This is a genomic window from Janthinobacterium sp. CG_23.4 (genome assembly GCF_029892305.1).
Lineage (GTDB): Bacteria > Pseudomonadota > Gammaproteobacteria > Burkholderiales > Burkholderiaceae_D > Janthinobacterium > Janthinobacterium lividum_D.
Genome location: NZ_JARXUX010000001.1, coordinates 3,388,435 through 3,407,516, shown reverse-complemented (window position 1 = coordinate 3,407,516; position 19,082 = coordinate 3,388,435). Strand labels below are relative to the sequence as shown.

Annotated in this window: 17 protein-coding genes; 14 read left to right on the top strand and 3 right to left on the bottom strand. The window is 59.7% G+C overall.

What is annotated here, in order from left to right:
• Nucleotides 1-57: 57 nt before the first annotated feature.
• The 3 genes from H4V96_RS15315 to H4V96_RS15305 all read right to left on the bottom strand — a co-directional run bounded on the left by H4V96_RS15315 (nucleotide 58) and on the right by H4V96_RS15305 (nucleotide 2,724).
• Nucleotides 58-609 carry a hypothetical protein gene (locus tag H4V96_RS15315; RefSeq protein WP_010399919.1) on the bottom strand — a complete coding sequence of 184 codons (552 nt, stop codon included), beginning with the start codon at nucleotides 607-609 and terminating at the stop codon, nucleotides 58-60.
• Nucleotides 610-622: 13 nt separating this feature from the next.
• Nucleotides 623-1,621 carry an aldolase/citrate lyase family protein gene (locus tag H4V96_RS15310; RefSeq protein ID WP_196855890.1) on the bottom strand — a complete coding sequence of 333 codons (999 nt, stop codon included), beginning with the start codon at nucleotides 1,619-1,621 and terminating at the stop codon, nucleotides 623-625.
• A gap of 113 nt (nucleotides 1,622-1,734) precedes the next feature.
• Entirely contained in the window at nucleotides 1,735-2,724 is a 990-nt protein-coding gene (locus H4V96_RS15305; protein WP_010399917.1) for a malate dehydrogenase, read from the bottom strand.
• Nucleotides 2,725-3,176: 452 nt separating this feature from the next.
• Here H4V96_RS15305 and H4V96_RS15300 point away from each other — a divergent pair, with 452 nt between their 5' ends.
• From H4V96_RS15300 to H4V96_RS15235, 14 genes are all read left to right on the top strand, one after another.
• Nucleotides 3,177-3,923, top strand: coding sequence for a GntR family transcriptional regulator (locus H4V96_RS15300; protein WP_070346641.1), 747 nt, complete (start codon nucleotides 3,177-3,179; stop codon nucleotides 3,921-3,923).
• Nucleotides 3,924-4,229: 306 nt separating this feature from the next.
• Nucleotides 4,230-4,652, top strand: coding sequence for a succinate dehydrogenase, cytochrome b556 subunit (sdhC, locus tag H4V96_RS15295; RefSeq protein ID WP_196855889.1), 423 nt, complete (start codon nucleotides 4,230-4,232; stop codon nucleotides 4,650-4,652).
• A 2-nt stretch (nucleotides 4,653-4,654) separates the two neighbouring features.
• The gene (gene sdhD, locus H4V96_RS15290; protein WP_010399913.1) at nucleotides 4,655-5,020 is read left to right on the top strand and encodes a succinate dehydrogenase, hydrophobic membrane anchor protein; all 366 of its coding nucleotides are present in this window, start codon (nucleotides 4,655-4,657) and stop codon (nucleotides 5,018-5,020) included.
• 2 nt (nucleotides 5,021-5,022) lie between these two features.
• Nucleotides 5,023-6,804, top strand: coding sequence for a succinate dehydrogenase flavoprotein subunit (sdhA, locus tag H4V96_RS15285; protein WP_196855888.1), 1,782 nt, complete (start codon nucleotides 5,023-5,025; stop codon nucleotides 6,802-6,804).
• Between the two features lie 9 nt (nucleotides 6,805-6,813).
• On the top strand, nucleotides 6,814-7,524 hold the full coding sequence (locus H4V96_RS15280) for a succinate dehydrogenase iron-sulfur subunit (RefSeq protein WP_010399911.1): 711 nt from the start codon (nucleotides 6,814-6,816) through the stop codon (nucleotides 7,522-7,524).
• Nucleotides 7,525-7,641: 117 nt separating this feature from the next.
• Nucleotides 7,642-7,923 (top strand): succinate dehydrogenase assembly factor 2, encoded by a 282-nt coding sequence (locus tag H4V96_RS15275; RefSeq protein ID WP_010399910.1) that lies wholly within the window; start codon nucleotides 7,642-7,644, stop codon nucleotides 7,921-7,923.
• A gap of 122 nt (nucleotides 7,924-8,045) precedes the next feature.
• Nucleotides 8,046-9,350, top strand: coding sequence for a citrate synthase (gene gltA / locus H4V96_RS15270; RefSeq protein WP_010399909.1), 1,305 nt, complete (start codon nucleotides 8,046-8,048; stop codon nucleotides 9,348-9,350).
• A gap of 370 nt (nucleotides 9,351-9,720) precedes the next feature.
• The gene (locus tag H4V96_RS15265; RefSeq protein WP_196855887.1) at nucleotides 9,721-10,695 is read left to right on the top strand and encodes a LysR family transcriptional regulator; all 975 of its coding nucleotides are present in this window, start codon (nucleotides 9,721-9,723) and stop codon (nucleotides 10,693-10,695) included.
• A 254-nt stretch (nucleotides 10,696-10,949) separates the two neighbouring features.
• On the top strand, nucleotides 10,950-13,805 hold the full coding sequence (locus H4V96_RS15260; RefSeq protein WP_043462383.1) for a 2-oxoglutarate dehydrogenase E1 component: 2,856 nt from the start codon (nucleotides 10,950-10,952) through the stop codon (nucleotides 13,803-13,805).
• A 118-nt stretch (nucleotides 13,806-13,923) separates the two neighbouring features.
• Entirely contained in the window at nucleotides 13,924-15,180 is a 1,257-nt protein-coding gene (gene odhB / locus H4V96_RS15255; protein WP_010399905.1) for a 2-oxoglutarate dehydrogenase complex dihydrolipoyllysine-residue succinyltransferase, read from the top strand.
• A gap of 94 nt (nucleotides 15,181-15,274) precedes the next feature.
• Nucleotides 15,275-15,658: a PspC domain-containing protein gene (locus H4V96_RS15250; protein ID WP_196855886.1), complete on the top strand. Its 384-nt coding sequence runs from the start codon at nucleotides 15,275-15,277 to the stop codon at nucleotides 15,656-15,658.
• On the top strand, nucleotides 15,648-17,078 hold the full coding sequence (gene lpdA, locus H4V96_RS15245; protein ID WP_010399900.1) for a dihydrolipoyl dehydrogenase: 1,431 nt from the start codon (nucleotides 15,648-15,650) through the stop codon (nucleotides 17,076-17,078). Before H4V96_RS15250 ends, lpdA begins: the two co-directional genes overlap by 11 nt.
• A gap of 92 nt (nucleotides 17,079-17,170) precedes the next feature.
• Nucleotides 17,171-18,268, top strand: a complete 1,098-nt coding sequence (gene zapE / locus H4V96_RS15240) for a cell division protein ZapE (protein WP_010399899.1) — start codon at nucleotides 17,171-17,173, stop codon at nucleotides 18,266-18,268.
• 16 nt (nucleotides 18,269-18,284) lie between these two features.
• Nucleotides 18,285-19,001 (top strand): hypothetical protein, encoded by a 717-nt coding sequence (locus tag H4V96_RS15235; RefSeq protein ID WP_196855885.1) that lies wholly within the window; start codon nucleotides 18,285-18,287, stop codon nucleotides 18,999-19,001.
• The last annotated feature ends 81 nt before the right edge of the window (nucleotides 19,002-19,082 follow it).

Genomic DNA, 19,082 nt, shown 5'->3' with positions numbered 1-19,082 from the left:
TGATGATTCAAATTACAAAACATGACTGAGCCCCCGAAGAGGCCCTTGCTACGCACATCAGCCGCCGGCGACTGGCAAGACGCCCAGCGAGGCCGGAGCTTCCACCAAGGCGGCCGGTTTGGCTTGCTGCGCATCCTTGCATTCATTGGCCAGCTGGCGGCCCTGCTTGGAATCGAGCAGCATGCCTTTGGCCGGGATGCCGATCCAGACCAGGCCATACATGCGGTTTTCGAAGCGGTTGGCGCCGGTGGTGGTGCCAACGCGGCTCAGGCGGTGCAGGCGCTTCTTCCAGCGCAGGGCGATGTGTTTGTCGTCACTGGCATTGGTGTAGATGGTAATTTTATTACCAAGTTCGCAGTTGAAATCGGTGGAGGCCGAGCCCAGCGTATCGGGTTCGTCGGCTTCTTCCTTGTCGAGCACCGACATGGCCAGCGGATGCGCTTCCTTGGTATCGGTGGTCTTGCTGGCCTTGGCTTTCGGCTTGGCCTTGGCTGCCTTGGCTTTTGCCGGCTCCTTGGTATCCGTAGCGGCGAAGCTGACTGGCGCCAGCGTGAGGCTCATGGCGCTCAGCGCAACGCTGCAGGCTATGGCTAATTTGGAGATGGACATCGTGTAATTCCTGTCAGTTTTCAGTAGTGCTGGAAGAGGGGGCGTTAAGTAATGCTGCGGCCGCCTCGGGCAGGCCCAGGCCTGCCAGTTTGGCGCGTTGCAAAACGGTCCAATAATATCGGTAGCTGGCGCGGTCGTGCAAGCGGCCATTTTGCGCAATCGGTCCCCAGTCGGCGCGCTGCGCCTCGGTCAGGATGTTGCTCGCTTCGTTGACTTCGGACAGGCGCGGCGTGAAGGCCTTGATGATGGGCTTGATATGGTCGGGATGGATGCTCCACATGCGCGTGTAGCCGAACTCGGCCGTTGCGCGCTGGGCGTCATTTGCCACTACGGCCGAATCGCGCACGTCCGTCGTCACATTGTGCGATGGCACCTTGCCATGCGCGTGGCAGGCGGCTGCCACTTCCAGTTTGGCGCGCACCACCAGCGGGTGCGTAAATTGGCCCGGCGTGCGCATGGCGGCGGCGGGAATGGCGCCATAATGGGCCGAGACGAAATCCATGATGCCGAAGGACAGGCATTCGACCTGGGGCAGGGCGGCGATCGCGTAGGCGTCGCGCAGCGCGCCGTGCGTTTCAATCAATATATGTACGGGCAAGTTGTCGCGGCCCGCGCGGCGCGCGTGGTGGTTGATCAGGTCGATCGCCAGCATGGCGTCTTGCACGCCGCCCACCTTGGGCACGGCGATATAGGCCAGGCGGGCTGCAGCGGCGCAGATGATTTCCACGTCGCGCGCAAAAAATGGGCTGTCGACGTCGTGCACGCGCACGCCGATGCGGTTGAACTGGTTTTCGTCGCTGAGCAGCAGGCCAGCGATCATCTGGGCGTGGCTTTCTTCACTGCCGGCGCTGGCGCCGTCTTCGCAGTCGAAGGTGATGTCAAACAGGGGGCCAAGCTCTTGTTGCAAAGCAATCGATTTACGCATCAGCTTTTCAGAGCCGGCGTAGTGGTCGCAAGCGGCGAGCAATAGCGGCTGGCGTTTGCCTTGGAATAAAACCTCGGAAGGGTGCATGCTTAAGGCATTTCTGCAGGTAAAGATTACTTGATAAAACAGCCGCGCCGCGACATGCGCGGTGCGGCCTTCTTGGCGGGCGGCGGGTCTGCGCCGCGTCGCCAGAACTGGACTTAGGCCAGCAGGTGTTTCACGCCTTCGCGCTCTTCGGTCAATTCTTTCAGGGTCAGGTTGATGCGCTCTTGCGAGAAGGCATCGATTTCCAGACCTTGAACGATGGTGTACTCACCGTTGTCGGTGGTGACCGGGAAACCGAAGACGGTGCCTTCAGGGATGCCATACGAACCATCGGAAGGCACGCCCATGGTGGTCCACTTGCCGTTGGTGCCCAGCATCCAGTCATGGATGTGGTCGATGGCGGCGTTCGCTGCCGATGCTGCCGACGACAGGCCGCGCGCTTCGATAATGGCTGCACCGCGCTTGCCGACGGTTGGCAGGAAGGTGTTGGCGTTCCATTCCTGGTCGTTGATCAGGTCCTTGACGGCCTTGCCGTTGACGCTAGCAAAACGGTAGTCGGCGTACATGGTTGGCGAGTGGTTGCCCCAGACGGTCAGCTTCTCGATATCCTTGACGGCGGTGCCAGTCTTGGCAGCGACTTGCGACAGCGCGCGGTTGTGGTCCAGGCGCAGCATGGCGGTGAAGTTTTTCGCTGGCAGCGATGGCGCCGATTTCATGGCGATGTAAGCGTTGGTGTTGGCAGGGTTGCCGACCACCAGAACTTTGACATTGCGCGAAGCGACGGCGTCGAGCGCCTTGCCTTGCACCGTGAAGATCTGCGCGTTCGCTTCCAGCAGGTCCTTGCGTTCCATGCCTGGACCGCGTGGACGCGCGCCGACCAGTACGGCCACGTCGACATCTTTGAATGCCGTCAGCGGATCGGCGTGGGCGGTCATCTCGGCCAGCAGCGGGAAGGCGCAGTCGTCGATTTCCATCATCACGCCCTTGAGCGCTTTCTGGGCTTTTTCGTCCGGAATTTCAAGCAGTTGCAAGATGACAGGCTGGTCTTTGCCGAGCATGTCGCCATTGGCGATGCGGAACAACAGAGCGTAGCCGATCTGGCCGGCGGCGCCGGTTACTGCAACACGCATTGGGGTTTTAGCCATGATGAATCTCCAAAAATGGGAAAGAAAACGGGCTTGAAGCTGGGCTTACGCTTATCCGGAAAAGCTACAATGATACCAAAACCGGCACGCGCCACCGAATTGCTGGCGTACGCGGCCGTCAAGCTCGTGCTGCACAAGGCCAGAGTGGCTGGCCGACAACATAAAATGGTGGTTCACGAGTTTTATCGAGGGCAGTTTAGGCCTCTGATCTGTATCTGTCAATCATATCTTATGTCTTATATAAGACAGATAACTGCGAGTGTTTTACTGGACGCGGGCGGTGATTTGTGTTGAAATGGCGGACTATGAATTCCGCCTCGTCCAACCTGACCAACAATGCCACTGCCGCAAGCGGGGCGGTCAGTCCGACCGCGAGCTCCCCGGCTGCGCCCGGTGCCGCTGTCGCTGGTACGCCAGGCGCCGTCGTTGTTAGCAGCAATACCACTGCTGCGATGCCCGTCGCCACGCCGGCCGTCACTGCCTCGCCCACCTTCAGTCCCCTGTATCAGCAGATCAAGGCCCTCATCACGCAAAGCTTGCAAACGGGTGAGTGGAAGCCGGGCGAGCTGATCCCCAGCGAAGTTGAGCTGGCAGGGCGCTTCAAGGTCAGCCAGGGCACGGTGCGCAAAGCCATCGATGAACTGTCCGCCGAGAACCTCGTCATGCGCCGCCAGGGCAAGGGCACGTTTGTGTCCACCCACCATGAGGCGCGCGCGCATTTCCGCTTCCTGCGCCTGGTGCCGGACGAAGGCGTGCCGCATTATCCTGAAAGCAAGTTTATTGAAGTCAAGCGCGTGCGCGCGCCCGCCGACGTGGCGCGCCTGATGGAGCTGAAGTCCGGCGACGCCGTCATCTTCATCAAACGCGTGCAGTATTTCGACGGCGTGCCGACCGTCCTTGAGGAGCTGTGGCTGCCCGGCCTGATCTTCAAGGGCCTGACGGCCGAGCGCCTGGTGGAATACAAGGGCCCGATGTATGGCCTGTTTGAAACGGAATTTGGCACGCGCATGATCCGTGCGTCCGAGCAGATCCGCGCCGTGTGCGCCGACGCTGGCGCCGCGCAGCTCTTGAATATCGATCTCGGCACGCCCTTGCTCAGTTCCGAGCGCGTGTCGTTTACCTACGGCGACAAGCCGGTCGAATTGCGCCGCGGCTTGTATCTGACAAGTCGCCATCATTACCAGAATGAACTCAGCTGAAGCAGCGGGGCAGCTGTGCTTGCCCAGACAAGCGGCAAGGCTGAGGCGCGTCGCTTGCAAGACGCCTGCCGCAAGGCGGGCAACGGAGACAGCAGAATACGCAGCTAAAGTATGGTCCGCTCCGGCGGGTCATGCGGTGCCGGCGATTCTGTAATTAAATTACGTGAACTACGGAAAGTAGCGCGGTATTTTGTAGTAAAACGCCATTTTGGTTATATGTAACAATAGGTACTGTTAAGGGTTGCGAAAATCAACGAAAATCGCGGCTTCAATATTTAGTTGAAATTCAAAGGGGAGGTTTTTGTTATGTCTGAAGCCGTAAGAGAAGTACCAAAAAAAGAACGGCCGCAATTCCGTAACATTCATGTTACCGAATTGTCAAACTACCGCATGGCTGTCGGCGCCATCGTCTCGATCTTGCATCGCATCAGTGGTTTCATCATGTTCGCCCTGCTGCCGTGCATCTTGTACATGCTGGAACTGAGCCTGCGCTCCGAGATGTCCTATGCCTACTTCCATGGCATCGCCTCGCACTGGTTGGTCAAGCTGATCACCCTGGGTCTGGTGTGGGCCTTCTTGCACCACTTCTGTGCCGGTATCCGTCACCTGTTCATGGATGTGCACGTTGCCATCGAAAAAGATTCGGCACGCAAGACCGCTTCTTCCGTGCTGGTCGTGAGCCTGCTGCTGACGGCACTGGTCGCTTTGAAACTGTTTGGAGTATTTTAAACATGGCAGACAATAATATCGGACCGAAACGCATCGTTGTCGGTGCCCATTACGGCTTACGCGATTGGCTGGCGCAACGCGTCACCGCCATCGTCATGGTGGCTTATGTGGCCATCCTGCTTATTTCTTTCCTGACTGGCAGCAACTTCAGCTATGAAGGCTGGGCTGGTCTGTTCGCACAGCAGTGGTTTAAATTGTTCAGCCTGGTGACCTTCCTGGCGCTGTTCTTTCATGCATGGGTAGGCGTCCGCGACATCTGGATGGATTACGTGAAAAGCGCAGGCCTGCGTCTTACCCTGCAAATTGCCACCATGCTGTGGTTGATCGCTTGTGCCGCTTGGACGGTACAGATACTCTGGAGTGTGTAATCGTGGCAGCATATAAATCTGCAATTCCTACCCGCCGCTTTGATGCGGTGATCGTTGGTGCCGGCGGTTCCGGCATGCGCGCGTCGTTGCAACTGGCTGAAGCCGGCTTGAACGTCGCTGTCCTGTCGAAAGTTTTCCCGACCCGCTCGCACACTGTTGCGGCGCAGGGCGGTATCGGCGCATCGCTCGGCAACATGGCCGAAGACAACTGGTTCTGGCACATGTTCGACACCGTCAAGGGTGGCGACTATCTGGGCGACCAGGATGCCATCGAATTCATGTGCCGTGAAGCACCGAAGGTCGTGTATGAACTGGAACACTTCGGCATGCCATTCGACCGCAATCCTGACGGCACGATTTACCAGCGTCCGTTCGGCGGCCACACTGCCCACTTCGGCGAAAAGCCGGTGCAGCGCGCTTGCGCGGCAGCGGACCGTACCGGTCACGCCCTGTTGCACACGCTGTATCAGCGCAACGTGCGTGCACGCACGCACTTCTTCGTCGAATGGATGGCAATCGACCTGATCCGTGACGCCGAAGGCGACGTGATTGGTGTTGTCGCGCTGGAAATGGAAACCGGCGAATGCATGATCCTGGAAGCAAAAACGACGGTGCTGGCAACGGGCGGCGCAGGCCGTATCTTCGCCGCCTCGACGAATGCCTTCATCAATACCGGTGACGGCATGGGTATGGCGGCGCGTGCCGGCCTGCCGCTGCAGGACATGGAATTCTGGCAGTTCCACCCGACCGGCGTGGCTGGTGCGGGCGTCCTGATCACCGAAGGCGTGCGCGGCGAAGGCGGTATCCTGATCAATAGCGAAGGCGAACGCTTCATGGAGCGCTATGCGCCGACCCTGAAGGATCTGGCGCCGCGCGACTTCGTGTCGCGTTCGATGGACCAGGAAATCAAGGAAGGTCGCGGCTGCGGTCCAAACAAGGACTATGTGCTGCTCGACCTGCGCCATATCGGTGCCGACACCATCGCCAAGCGCCTGCCGTCGATTCTGGAAATCGGTCACAAGTTCGCCAACGTCGACGCCACCAAGGAACCAATTCCTGTCGTGCCGACGATTCACTACCAGATGGGCGGCATTCCAACGAACATCCACGGCCAGGTTGTCACCCCGACCGGCCCCGATAATTCGGCCAAGGTCGTCAACGGCCTGTACGCGATCGGCGAATGCGCCTGCGTCTCGGTGCACGGCGCTAACCGTCTGGGCACGAACTCCTTGCTCGATCTGGTGGTCTTTGGCCGCGCGGCCGGCAACCACATCGTGGGCAGCGGTCTGAAAGCCAAGGAAAACAAGCCTTTGCCAGCCGATGCTGCCGACTTCGCCATGGGCCGCCTGGCGCGCCTGGAAAACTCGACCGGCACGGAAACCGTGCAGGGCGTGGCGAACGACATCCGCGCCACGATGCAGAAGTACTGCGGCGTGTTCCGTACCGACGAAATGCTGAACAAGGGCGTCGAAGAAATCATGAAGCTTGACGAGCGTCGCAAGCACGTCTCCTTCAAAGATAAGTCGATGGTCTTCAACACGGCCCGCGTGGAAGCGCTGGAACTCGATAACCTGATCGAAACGGCGAAAGCGACCATCGTTTCGGCAGCGGCCCGCAAGGAATCGCGGGGCGCGCACGCCCAGGATAACTATCCGCTGCGTGACGACGACAACTGGATGAAGCACACCTTGTGGTATTCGGAAGGCAACCGACTGGAATACAAGCCAGTCGTGACCAAGCCGCTGACGGTTGACACCTTCAAACCGAAACCACGTACTTTCTAAGGCTATATCATGGCACGCACTCTTAAATTCAAAATCTACCGCTACGATCCTGACCAGGATGCCAAGCCGTACATGCAAGACCTGACGGTCGAACTGAAAGACACCGACAAGATGCTGCTCGACGCACTGCAGCGCATCAAGGCGGACGTCGATGACTCGCTGGCCCTGCGCCGCTCGTGCCGCGAAGGCGTGTGCGGTTCGGACGCGATGAACATCAACGGCAAGAACGGTTTGGCATGCACCACCAACCTGAACGAGCTGTCCGAGCCTATCGTGCTGCGTCCATTGCCAGGTCTGCCAGTTATCCGCGACCTGATCGTCGACATGACGCAATTTTTCAAGCAATACGATTCGATCAAGCCTTTCCTGATCAACGATTCGATCCCGCCTGAAAAAGAGCGCCTGCAGTCGCCTGAACAGCGCGAAGAACTCGATGGCCTGTACGAGTGCATCCTGTGCGCTTGCTGCTCCACGTCGTGCCCGTCGTTCTGGTGGAATCCGGATAAATTCGTCGGCCCGGCCGGCTTGCTGCAAGCTTACCGCTTCATCGCCGATTCGCGCGACGAAGCAACCGCTGCGCGTCTGGACAACCTGGAAGACCCGTACCGCTTGTTCCGCTGCCACTCGATCATGAACTGCGTCGATGTCTGTCCGAAAGGCTTGAACCCGAACAAGGCGATCGGCAAGATCAAGGAATTGATGGTACGCCGCGCGATCTGATACGTCTGATTGCATCCGCTGGGCGCCGTTTGCCGGTAGAGGATATTTTCTCTTGCCTGCAGGCGGCGCCTGCAAAGTAACACCGTGCCGCAAGGCACATGTAAGGTGGTAAACCAAATGACAGAATCAATTTTGTCCTCGCATCAGGCCGACCCGGCCAACCGCGCCCGCCTGCGCTGGCGTTCACGTCGTGGCTTGGTCGAAAACGACATCATCCTGACCCGTTTTCTCGATGCGTATGAAACTGAATTGACCGATGAAGAAGTTGACGCGCTGACGCGTTTGCTGGACTTGTCGGACAATGCATTAATGGATCTGGTACTGGCCCGTAAAGAGCCGGAAGGCGAAGTCGACCTGCCGCATGTGTGCGCACTGCTGCAACGACTGCGCATTGCCTAGACGCCTGGGCGATACATTGCAAACGGTGCGAGTGGCGCGCTGTAGCACTGCCGAATTGCGGTGCGAATTGCAGCCAGAATTTTTGATTTTAATTTCGACTCACTCCCGAGAAGGAAGAGCCCATGAATATCTCTGACACAAAAGCTACCCTGTCGTTCTCCGATGGCAGCCCATCGCTTGAATTTCCAATCTACAAAGGCACGGTTGGCCCGGATGTCATCGACATCCGCAAACTGTACGCCGGTAGCGGCAAATTCACCTACGACCCAGGCTTTATGTCGACGGCCGCCTGCAATTCGTCGATCACCTATATCGACGGCGACAAGGGCGAACTGCTGTACCGTGGTTACCCGATCGAACAGTTGGCCGTCAACGCCGACTTCATGGAATCGTGCTACCTGCTGCTGAACGGCGAATTGCCAAATGCGGAGCAAAAAGCCAAGTTCGTCGACACCGTCACCAAGCACACGATGGTGCACGAACAGATGCAATTTTTCTTCCGTGGCTTCCGCCGCGATGCGCATCCGATGTCGGTCCTGGTGGGCACCGTTGGCGCGCTGGCATCGTTCTACCATGACTCGCTCGATATTAACGACCCGCATCACCGCGAAGTGTCGGCCATCCGCCTGATCGCCAAGATGCCAACCCTGGTCGCGATGACCTACAAGTACTCGGTCGGCCAGCCTTTCGTGTACCCACGCAACGACCTGTCGTACAGCGCCAACTTCATGCACATGATGTTCGCCAACCCGTGCGAAGAGTACAAGGTCAACGACGTGCTGGTGCGCGCCCTGGACCGTATCTTGATCCTGCACGCGGACCACGAGCAAAATGCATCGACCTCGACCGTCCGTCTGGCCGGTTCTTCGGGCGCCAACCCGTTCGCTTGTATCGCTGCCGGTATCGCCTGCCTGTGGGGCCCTGCCCACGGCGGCGCCAACGAAGCGGCACTGAACATGCTCAAGGAAATCGGCACCGTCGAGAACATTCCTGCCTTCATCGAGCAAGTCAAGGACAAGAACTCCGGCGTCAAGCTGATGGGCTTTGGCCACCGCGTGTACAAGAACTTCGACCCACGCGCCAAGCTGATGCGTGAAACTTGCTACGAAGTGCTGCAAGAGCTGGGCCTGCAAGACGACCCGCTGTTCAAGCTGGCGATGGAACTGGAAAAGATTGCACTGAGCGACGATTACTTCGTCTCGCGCAAACTCTACCCGAACGTCGACTTCTACTCGGGCATCGTGCAATCGGCGCTGGGCATCCCTGTGTCGCTGTTCACCGGTATCTTCGCCATGGCTCGCACCATCGGCTGGATCGCCCAGTGGAACGAAATGATCGCCGATCCTGAGCAAAAAATCGGCCGTCCACGTCAGCTGTTCGTCGGTTCGACGACCCGCGAAGTGCTGCCACTGGACAAGCGCGCCTAAGTTACGGCGCCGTGTTCCTGCCAGGCCTTGCAGCCCGGCGCAAAAAAAGCGAGCCGACCAGCTCGCTTTTTTTATGGTGCGCCCTGCCTGCAAGCGTATGTGCCTTGCCTTGCCCGATCGCATGGAGTGGCAGGGCAGGGCAGGACTGTGCTGGCGCAGTGCCGTGCCGCTACCCGCTGATGCAGTTCGACGCGCCGTCCTTCGCTTGGCAGGCTCGGTCTTTCATCGGGCTGGTGCAGGATGCTGCCGCTGCGCATGGTGCTTGAGGATGCCACCGCGATGGCATATGATCGTGACGCGAATAGGTGTGAAGTAGGGTCGATTGCCATGCTGCATTGCCTGAGTCAGACTAATTAATGAAGGCGTACCAATGGACCGCATAACTGCCGCACAGGTGTTTGTCGCCATCGCCGAGCGCGGTAGCATGGTCGCTGCCAGCGAGTCGCTCGATATGTCGCGCGCCATGGTGACGCGTTACCTGGCCGCGATGGAGCAGTGGACGGGGGCGCGTCTGCTGCATCGCACCACGCGCCGCCTTAGCTTGACGGATGCGGGCGAGGCGACTCTAGCGCGCTGCCGGCAAATGCTTGAAGTGGCCGGCGCCATGCTCGTGGCGGCACCCGGGGGTAGCCATACGCCGCACGGCTTGCTGCGCATTAGCTGTTCGCAATCACTTGCCCAGACCGCGCTCGCTGGCGCAGTGACTGCTTACTTGGAGTGCTACCCGCAGACCGCCGTCGACCTGCAGATGGAGAACCGCGCCGTCAACCTGGTGGACCAGCGCATCGACCTGGCGATCCGCATCACGAATGCGCTCGAACCGAACCTGATCGCGCGCCAACTGGCTAGTTGCGCGTCGGTGGTGTGCGCTGCACCATCGTATCTGGCAGCGCACGGCACGCCGCGTCGGGCGCAAGATCTGGCCTTGCATAACTGCCTGACCTATACCTACTTCGGCAAAAGCCTGTGGCAGTTCACGCACGATGGGGAAGCGCTCACTGTGCCTGTCAGTGGCCGCTTGTCGGCAAATGAATCGCAGGTCTTGCTAGTGGCGACGGTGGCGGGGGCGGGCATCGCGCTGCAACCGCGCTATTCGGCCGCGCCGCTGATCGCCAGCGGACAATTGGTGGAACTGCTGCCCGCGTATCAGCCGCAGGACATGGGCATCTACGGCATCTATACGTCGCGCCAGCACATGTCGCCCTTGCTGCGCACGATGCTCGACTTTCTGGTGGACTGGTTTGCCGGCGACCCCGAGTGGCTGGCAGCCATCGCGCTATCGCCGTTGTCTGGCAGGCAAGTCGGGCGCGCGCGGCACGCCAGCGTGGCCAAGGAAGTGCCGTAAGCGCAACAGTCACTGGCCGGCAAGGCACGCAAATGCAACGGCCCGGCTTACATTTGCTTGCCAAATAAAATTCAACTAGTGGTTGTTGCGTTACAATACCGCGTGCTATTCTAAATGACGGTATGCAGAATGCTGGCGCAATAAAAAATCCCTTCCTCCACAACTTGATGTGCAATCCGCTAACCGGTCAGGCCGTGTCGCGGAAGGTTAGATTAACCCGCTAATCTCGCGAAGCGCGAAGAAAGGTGAGCAATATGATGCAACAATTAACGTCCAACTCCTACCTGTTCGGTGGGAATGCTCCGTACGTCGAAGATCTGTACGAAGCGTATCTCAATAACCCAGGTTCGGTACCGGACAACTGGCGCGCTTATTTCGACGCCATGCAGCATGTGCCTGCAGTCGACGGCAGCAACAAGCCTGACGTGGCGCATGCCTCCGTCGTCGCCTCGTTCGCCGAGCGCGCAAAAGCAGGCCCGATTCGCACTGTGACCGCTTCCTTCGATGCTGAAATGGGTCGTAAGCGCGTCGCTGCCACGCAACTGATCGCCGCTTATCGCTACCTCGGTTCGCACTGGGCCAATCTGGATCCGCTGCAACGTCAGGAACGTCCGATGATTCCTGAGCTCGAGCTGAGCTTCTATGGTTTCACCGACGCGGACATGGACACCGTGTTCAACATCAGCAACACCTATTTTGGCCCCGAGACCGCCACCTTGCGCGATCTGCAAAACTATCTGCGCGATACCTACACGCGTTCGATCGGTGCCGAATTCATGTACATCTCCGATCCGGCCGAAAAGCGCTGGTTGCAAGAGAAACTGGAATCGATCCGCTCCACCCCGAATTTCACCGCAGAGAAAAAAATCCACATCCTCGACCGCCTGACCGCGGCGGAAGGCCTGGAACGCTATCTGCACACCCGTTACGTGGGCCAGAAGCGCTTCTCCCTGGAAGGCGGCGAGACCTTCATCGCCTCGATGGATGAAACCATCCAGCGCGCCGGCGAAAAAGGCGTGCAGGAAATCGTTATCGGCATGGCCCACCGCGGCCGCTTGAACGTACTGGTCAACACCCTGGGCAAGGCGCCACAGGAACTGTTCGAAGAATTTGAAGGCAAGCATGGCGATGACCTGCCTGCCGGCGACGTGAAGTACCATCAAGGCTTCTCGTCGGACATTTCCACCGCAGGCGGCCCGGTCCACCTGTCGCTGGCATTCAACCCGTCGCACCTGGAAATCGTCAATCCCGTGGTCGAAGGTTCCGTCAAGGCCCGCATGGATCGCCGCGGCGACGCGCAGGGCGCACAAGTGCTGCCGATTCTGGTGCACGGCGATGCAGCTTTCGCCGGCCAGGGCGTGGTCATGGAAACGCTCAATCTGGCGCAAACCCGTGGCTACCATACAGGCGGCACGGTGCATATCGTGATCAACAACCAGATCGGTTTCACCACCTCTGACCCGCGCGATGCACGCTCGACCCTGTACTGCTCGGACGTCGTCAAGATGATCGAAGCGCCGGTCCTGCACATCAATGCCGATGATCCGGAAGCGGTGGTGCTGGCGACGCAGATCGCGCTCGATTACCGCATGGAATTCAAGAAGGACATCGTCCTCGACATCATCTGCTACCGCAAGCTTGGCCACAACGAGCAAGATACGCCGGCACTGACGCAGCCACTGATGTACAAGAAGATCGGCCAGCATCCAGGCACCCGCAAGCTGTACGCGGACAAGCTGGCAGCGCAAGGCGTGATCCCTGCCGATGGCGGCGACAAGATGGTGGCCGCTTTCCGCGACGCCATGGACGCCGGCAAGCATACCGTCGATCCAGTCATTTCGAACTTCAAGAACAAGTACGCGGTTGACTGGCTGCCGTTCCTGAACAAGAAATGGACCGATTCGGCCGACACCGCCGTGCCGATGACGGAACTGAAACGCCTGGCGACGCGCATCACCAGCGTGCCGGCAGACTTCAAGGTCCATTCGCTGGTTGAAAAAGTGCTGGGCGACCGTGGCACCATGGGCCGTGGCGAAATGAACCTGGACTGGGGCATGGGCGAACACCTGGCCTACGCATCGCTGGTATCGTCCGGTTACGCCATCCGCCTGACGGGCCAGGATGCAGGCCGTGGCACCTTTGTGCACCGCCACGCCGTGCTGCATGACCAGAACCGCGAGCGTTGGGATGCAGGTACTTACATTCCGCTGCAAAACGTGTCGGACAACCAGGCACCGTTTACCGTCATCGACTCCGTGCTGTCCGAAGAAGCCGTACTGGCCTTCGAATACGGTTACTCGACCGCTGAACCGAATACGCTGACGATCTGGGAAGCCCAGTTCGGCGACTTCGCCAACGGCGCGCAAGTCGTGATCGACCAATTCATCAGCTCCGGCGAAGTGAAGTGGGGCCGCGCTTCGGGCCTGGTCATGATGCTGCCGCACGGTTACGAAGGCCAGGGTCCTGAGCACTCGTCGGCGCGTCCTGAACGTTTCTTGCAGCTGTGCGCAGACAACAATATGCAAGTAGTGCAGCCGACGACGGCGTCACAGATCTTCCATTTGCTGCGCCGCCAGATGGTGCGCCAGTTCCGCAAGCCGCTGGTCATCCTGACGCCGAAGTCGCTGTTGCGTAACAAGGATGCCGGTTCGCCGCTGACCGACCTGGCCAAGGGTGGTTTCCAGACCGTCATCGGCGAAGTCGACGACAAAATCGATGCCAAGAAAGTCAAGCGCGTCGTCGCCTGCTCGGGCAAGGTCTATTACGACCTGGTCAACGCACGCAAGACACGCGGTCAGACCGACACGGCCATCGTGCGCCTGGAACAGCTGTATCCGTTCCCGCACAAGTCGTTCGCTGCTGAACTGAAGAAGTTCCCGAACCTGGTTGAAGTGGTGTGGGCCCAGGACGAGCCGCAAAACCAGGGCGCCTGGTTCCAGATCCAGCACAACATCTTCGAAGGCCTGGAATCGGGCCAGCGTCTGGCTTACGCCGGTCGTCCTGCTTCGGCGTCGCCTGCTGTCGGTTACTATGACAAGCACTACGCCCAGCAAAAAGATCTGCTGGAAACAGCATTCTCGAAGCTGAAGGGTTTTATCCTGACCAAGTAATTGGCAGGATGGCGGGTGCCATGCCTAGTGCATGGCGCCTGCTCGCATACATCGTGACGGAGCGCCGCCCTTGCTACGCAGGGGCGGCGCCGCAATAACAAAATAAACGGAGTTTTACATGGCACAAATCGAAGTCAAAGTTCCCCAGTTGTCGGAATCGGTTGCAGAAGCGACCCTGCTGGCATGGCACAAGAAAGTCGGCGAGGCAGTGACGCGCGACGAAAACATGATCGATATCGAAACCGATAAAGTGGTGCTGGAACTGCCGGCGCCTGTCGCTGGCGTGATCGTGCAGATCATCAAGGCTGACGGCGCTACCGTCGTCGCCGGCGAAGTCATCGCCATTATCGACACCGACGGCTCGGCCAAGGTCAGCCCGATGGAAGTATCGGCCGTGCCTGCGCCAGCGCTGGCCGCCGCCGCGCAAGACGCCGCTATCGCGTCCGCCCCAGCTGCTGCAAGCAAAGGCGATGTCGCCATGCCTGCCGCTGCCAAGATCCTGTCCGAAAAAGGTCTGTCCGCTGGCGACGTCGCCGGTTCGGGCAAAGATGGCCGCGTGACCAAGGGCGACGCCCTGGCCGCTTCCGCCAAGCCAGCTGTCGCGCCATTGGCGCCAGTTGCTGCCAAGCCAGCGCTGCAGCAAGTTGCCACGCCATCGGCTGCCAGCCTGGGCGACCGTCCGGAAGAGCGCGTGCCGATGAGCCGTCTGCGCGCACGTATCGCCGAGCGCCTGCTGCAATCGCAATCGACGAACGCCATCCTGACCACGTTCAATGAAGTGAACATGCAGCCGGTCATCGACCTGCGCAACAAGTACAAGGACAAGTTCGAGAAAGAGCACGGCGTCAAGCTGGGCTTCATGTCCTTCTTCGTCAAGGCCGCCGTCGCCGCCCTGAAAAAATACCCGATCATCAACGCCTCCGTTGACGGCAACGATATCATCTACCACGGCTACTTCGACATCGGCATCGCCGTCGGTTCGCCACGTGGCCTGGTGGTGCCTATCATCCGCAATGCGGACCAGCTGTCGATCGCCGACATCGAGAAAAAAATCGGTGAATTCGGCGCGAAAGCCAAGGATGGCAAGCTGACTCTGGACGACCTGACGGGCGGCACGTTCTCGATCTCGAACGGCGGCACCTTCGGCTCCATGCTGTCGACCCCGATCATCAACCCGCCACAATCGGCCATCCTGGGCGTGCATGCGACCAAGGACCGCGCTGTCGTCGAAAACGGTCAGATCGTGGTGCGTCCGATGAACTACCTGGCCATGTCCTACGATCACCGCATCATCGACGGCCGCGAAGCAGTCCTCGGCCTGGTGGCGATGAAAGAAGCGCTGGAAGATCCTGCACGCCTGCTGCTGGACCTGTAAGCACTGTAGCACCCCGGCGTCGCCGCCGGGGCAATGTAGCTGATACCCCTTGCCAGAAGACGCAGCTGGCTGATCTCAATGAAAGAGGATTCCCATGAACGTCTCTGAAGAAATCAAGCGTCTGCACGAGTTACACCTGGCGGGCGCCCTGAGCGATGCCGAGTTCGCGCAAGCGAAAGCCAAGCTCCTGAGCAATATCAACTTGGACAAGGCGGACGACACGTCCGACGCCAACGCGTCTGCCGGCGCGTCGAATGACCTGGTGCAGGAATTTAATCGCCTGCGCCGTTCGCGCAACGACCGCTGGCTCGGTGGCGTTTGCGGTGGTCTGGGTCGCGCTTCCGGCATGGAAGCGTGGATCTGGCGCCTCGTCTTCGTCCTGTTTACATTGACCTTCGGCTTCGGCGTGGTGATTTACCTTCTATTGTGGATTTTCGTACCAGACGAAGAGATTGGAATAACAAAACATGAGTACTAAACAATTTGACGTAGTTGTCATCGGTGCGGGCCCTGGCGGCTATATCGCCGCCATCCGCGCAGCGCAGCTGGGCTTTTCCGTCGCCTGCGTCGACGAGTGGTCGAACGCCAAGGGCGGTGCCGCTCCTGGTGGCACTTGCACCAACGTCGGCTGCATCCCGTCGAAAGCGCTGCTGCAATCGTCCGAGCATTTCGAGCACGCCGGCCACAGCTTCGCCGAGCACGGCATCGATGTCGCCGGTCTGAAGCTGAACCTGGGCCAGATGCTCAAGCGCAAAGATACCGTCGTCAAGCAAAACAACGACGGCATCCTGTACCTGTTCAAGAAGAACAAGATTGCCTTCTTCCATGGCCGCGCCGCTTTCGCCGCTGCCGCCGCTGGCACGTATGAAATCAGCGTGACGGGCGAAGCCAACGAAACATTGAGCGCCAAGCACGTGGTCATCGCCACGGGCTCGAACGCACGCGAACTGGCGGGCGCACCATTTGACGAGAAATTGATCTTGTCGAACACGGGCGCACTGGCCATCGACGCCGTTCCAGCCAAGCTGGGCGTCATCGGTGCCGGCGTCATCGGCCTGGAAATGGGCAGCGTCTGGCGCCGCCTGGGTTCCGATGTCACCGTGCTGGAAGGCCTGCCGGTCTTCCTCGGCGCCGTGGACGAGCAGATTGCCAAGGAAGCGTTGAAGCTGTTCACCAAGCAAGGCTTGAAGATCAACCTCGGTTGCAAGATCGGTGCGATCACGCCAGGCAAGAAAGACGTCAGCGTGCAATTCGTGGACGCCAAGGGCGAAGCGCAAACAGCCGTGTTCGACAAACTGATCATCTCGATCGGCCGTACGCCGAACACGAATGGTCTGGGTGCAGATAAAGTCGGCCTGCAGCTCGACGAGCGCGGCTTCATCGCCGTCGATGGCGACTGCAAGACCAACTTGCCGAACGTGTGGGCGGTGGGCGACGTCGTGCGTGGCCCGATGCTGGCGCACAAGGCGGAAGAAGAAGGCGTTGCCGTGGCCGAACGTATCGCCGGCCAGCACGGCCACACCAACTTCAACACGATTCCTTGGGTGATCTACACCTCGCCGGAAATCGCGTGGGTCGGCAAGACCGAGCAAACCCTGAAGGCCGAAGGCATCGCCTACAAGGCTGGTACCTTCCCGTTCATGGCCAACGGCCGTGCGCGCGCGCTGGGCGATACTTCGGGCATGGTGAAATTCCTGGCCGATGCGACCACCGATGAAATTCTCGGCGTGCACATCGTCGGCCCGATGGCCTCTGAACTGATTTCCGAAGCCGTCGTGGCGATGGAGTTCAAGGCCTCGGCTGAAGACATCGCGCGTATCTGCCACGCACACCCATCCTTGTCGGAAGCGACCAAGGAAGCGGCCCTGGCCGTCGACAAGCGTACGCTGAACTTCTAAGCGTCACCTTACTTCGCAGCGGGCCGGCAAAGCAGTTTCTGCCTTGCCGGCCCGTTTTCGCTATGTCAAGAATCTCTGTTGAATCGAATCCCATGAACGTTGAAGAGTTTTACCAGCACGCGTTGCAGAAGCGTGATTTCAAGGCCGATGCCGCCCAGCGGCGCGCGGTCGACCGCCTGCAACTGTGCTACGACGAGTGGGTGGCTTACAAGGGTCAGCGCTCGAGTACCTTCAAGCGTCTGTTGAACCGTCCTGCCGTGCCAAAGGGCGTGTACATGTGGGGTGGCGTGGGGCGCGGCAAATCGTTCCTGATGGACAGTTTTTACTCGGTCGTGCCGCTGCTGCGCAAGACGCGCTTGCACTTCCATGAATTCATGCGCGGCGTGCACCAACAGCTCGACGAATTGAAAGGCGTGGCCGACCCGTTAGATGAGGTGGCCAAACGCATCGCCAAGAAATACCGCTTGATCTGCTTCGATGAATTCCACGTTTCCGACATCGCCGACGCGATGATCCTGTACAACCTGCTGTCGGCCCTGAGTGCCAATGGCGTGTCTTTCATCATGACCTCGAATTACGCTCCGGACTTGCTGTATCCGGACGGCCTGCACCGCGACCGCATGCTGCCGACCATCGCGCTGCTGAAGGACAAGCTCGATGTGATAAACGTCGATGCCGGTGTCGATTACCGCAGCCGGGCGCTGGAGCAGGTGGAAAGTTACTATACGCCATTGGGCGCTGCGACCGACGAGGCCCTGCGCGACGCCTACACGCGCATCGCCGAGACCGCCGATGAAGACGCGCGCATCCGCATCGAGAGCCGCGAAATCCATTGCCTGCGCCGCGCTGGCGGCATCATCTGGTTCGATTTCGCCACTTTGTGCGGCGGTCCCCGGTCGCAAAATGATTACCTGGAAATCGCCAGCCGCTTCCATACGGTGATATTGTCCGGCATACCGGCCATGTCGGCGTCGCAGTCGTCAGAGGCGCGCCGTTTTACCTGGCTGATCGATGTATTCTATGATCAAAAAGTTAAGCTTGTCATGTCGGCCGAAGTGGTGCCGGAGCAGCTGTACACGAACGGCATGCTGGCCAACGAGTTTCACCGTACCGTGTCGCGTATCGTCGAAATGCAATCGCGCGAATACATGGAAAAAGAACAGCGCGGCGCGGCCGACGCGATCGTTTGAGGCAGGGATGATGAACATGAAGGCAAATACACTCTACAAGCTGGGGGCGGCGCTGAGCTTGGTCCTGGCCTTGTCGGCCTGCGCACACCAGCGGAGCGCGGCATCTGATGAGGTCGGTGCACCGCAAGTGCCCGCCACCTTGTCCATCGCCGAGGCGGACGCCAAGCTGAAACAGGTGCTCAGCGAGCGCGAGGCCGCTGAAAATGCGTTCGCGGCGCGCGAACTGGAGTGCTACGACAAGTTTTTCGTCAATAGCTGTGTTGACAATGCCAAGGAAAAGCGTCGTCTGATCCTGCTGCGCCTGCGCGCAGTCGAAGCCGAGGCCAACTACTTCAAGCGGGCCGAGTCCGTGCGCTTGCGCGATATCGACCTGGCCAGGACGCAGGAAGATGCACGCCTCGACGCCGAGCAGCGCTCGGCGGCCATGCCCAAGCCGGTGAAGGTGGTCGCGCCCGAGCCAGCACCGCTCAAGCCGGAAGGCAAGAGGGTTGCCGCGCGCGAGGCTGAGCAAGCGGCGAAGGTGGCGAAACAGGCTGCCGTCGATGCCGCCGAGGCGCCGCGCCGCGCGGCCCGCGAGGCAGACTATGCGCGCAGGCAGGCTGACGCCGTGGCGCGTCAGAAACGCGTCGCGCAACGCCTGGCCGAGCGCCAGGCAGAAGCGCAGGCCAAGGCTGCCAAGGCGGCAGCGGCCAGCAAGCCGGCCGTAGCTGTACCTGTGCCGCCTGCTAATTAAGACCGTCGTGTTAGGGCATGCCGGAAATGGCGTGCCCTAACACGCGCGGCAGGTTAAACTACACACTTGCCGGCGATGCCG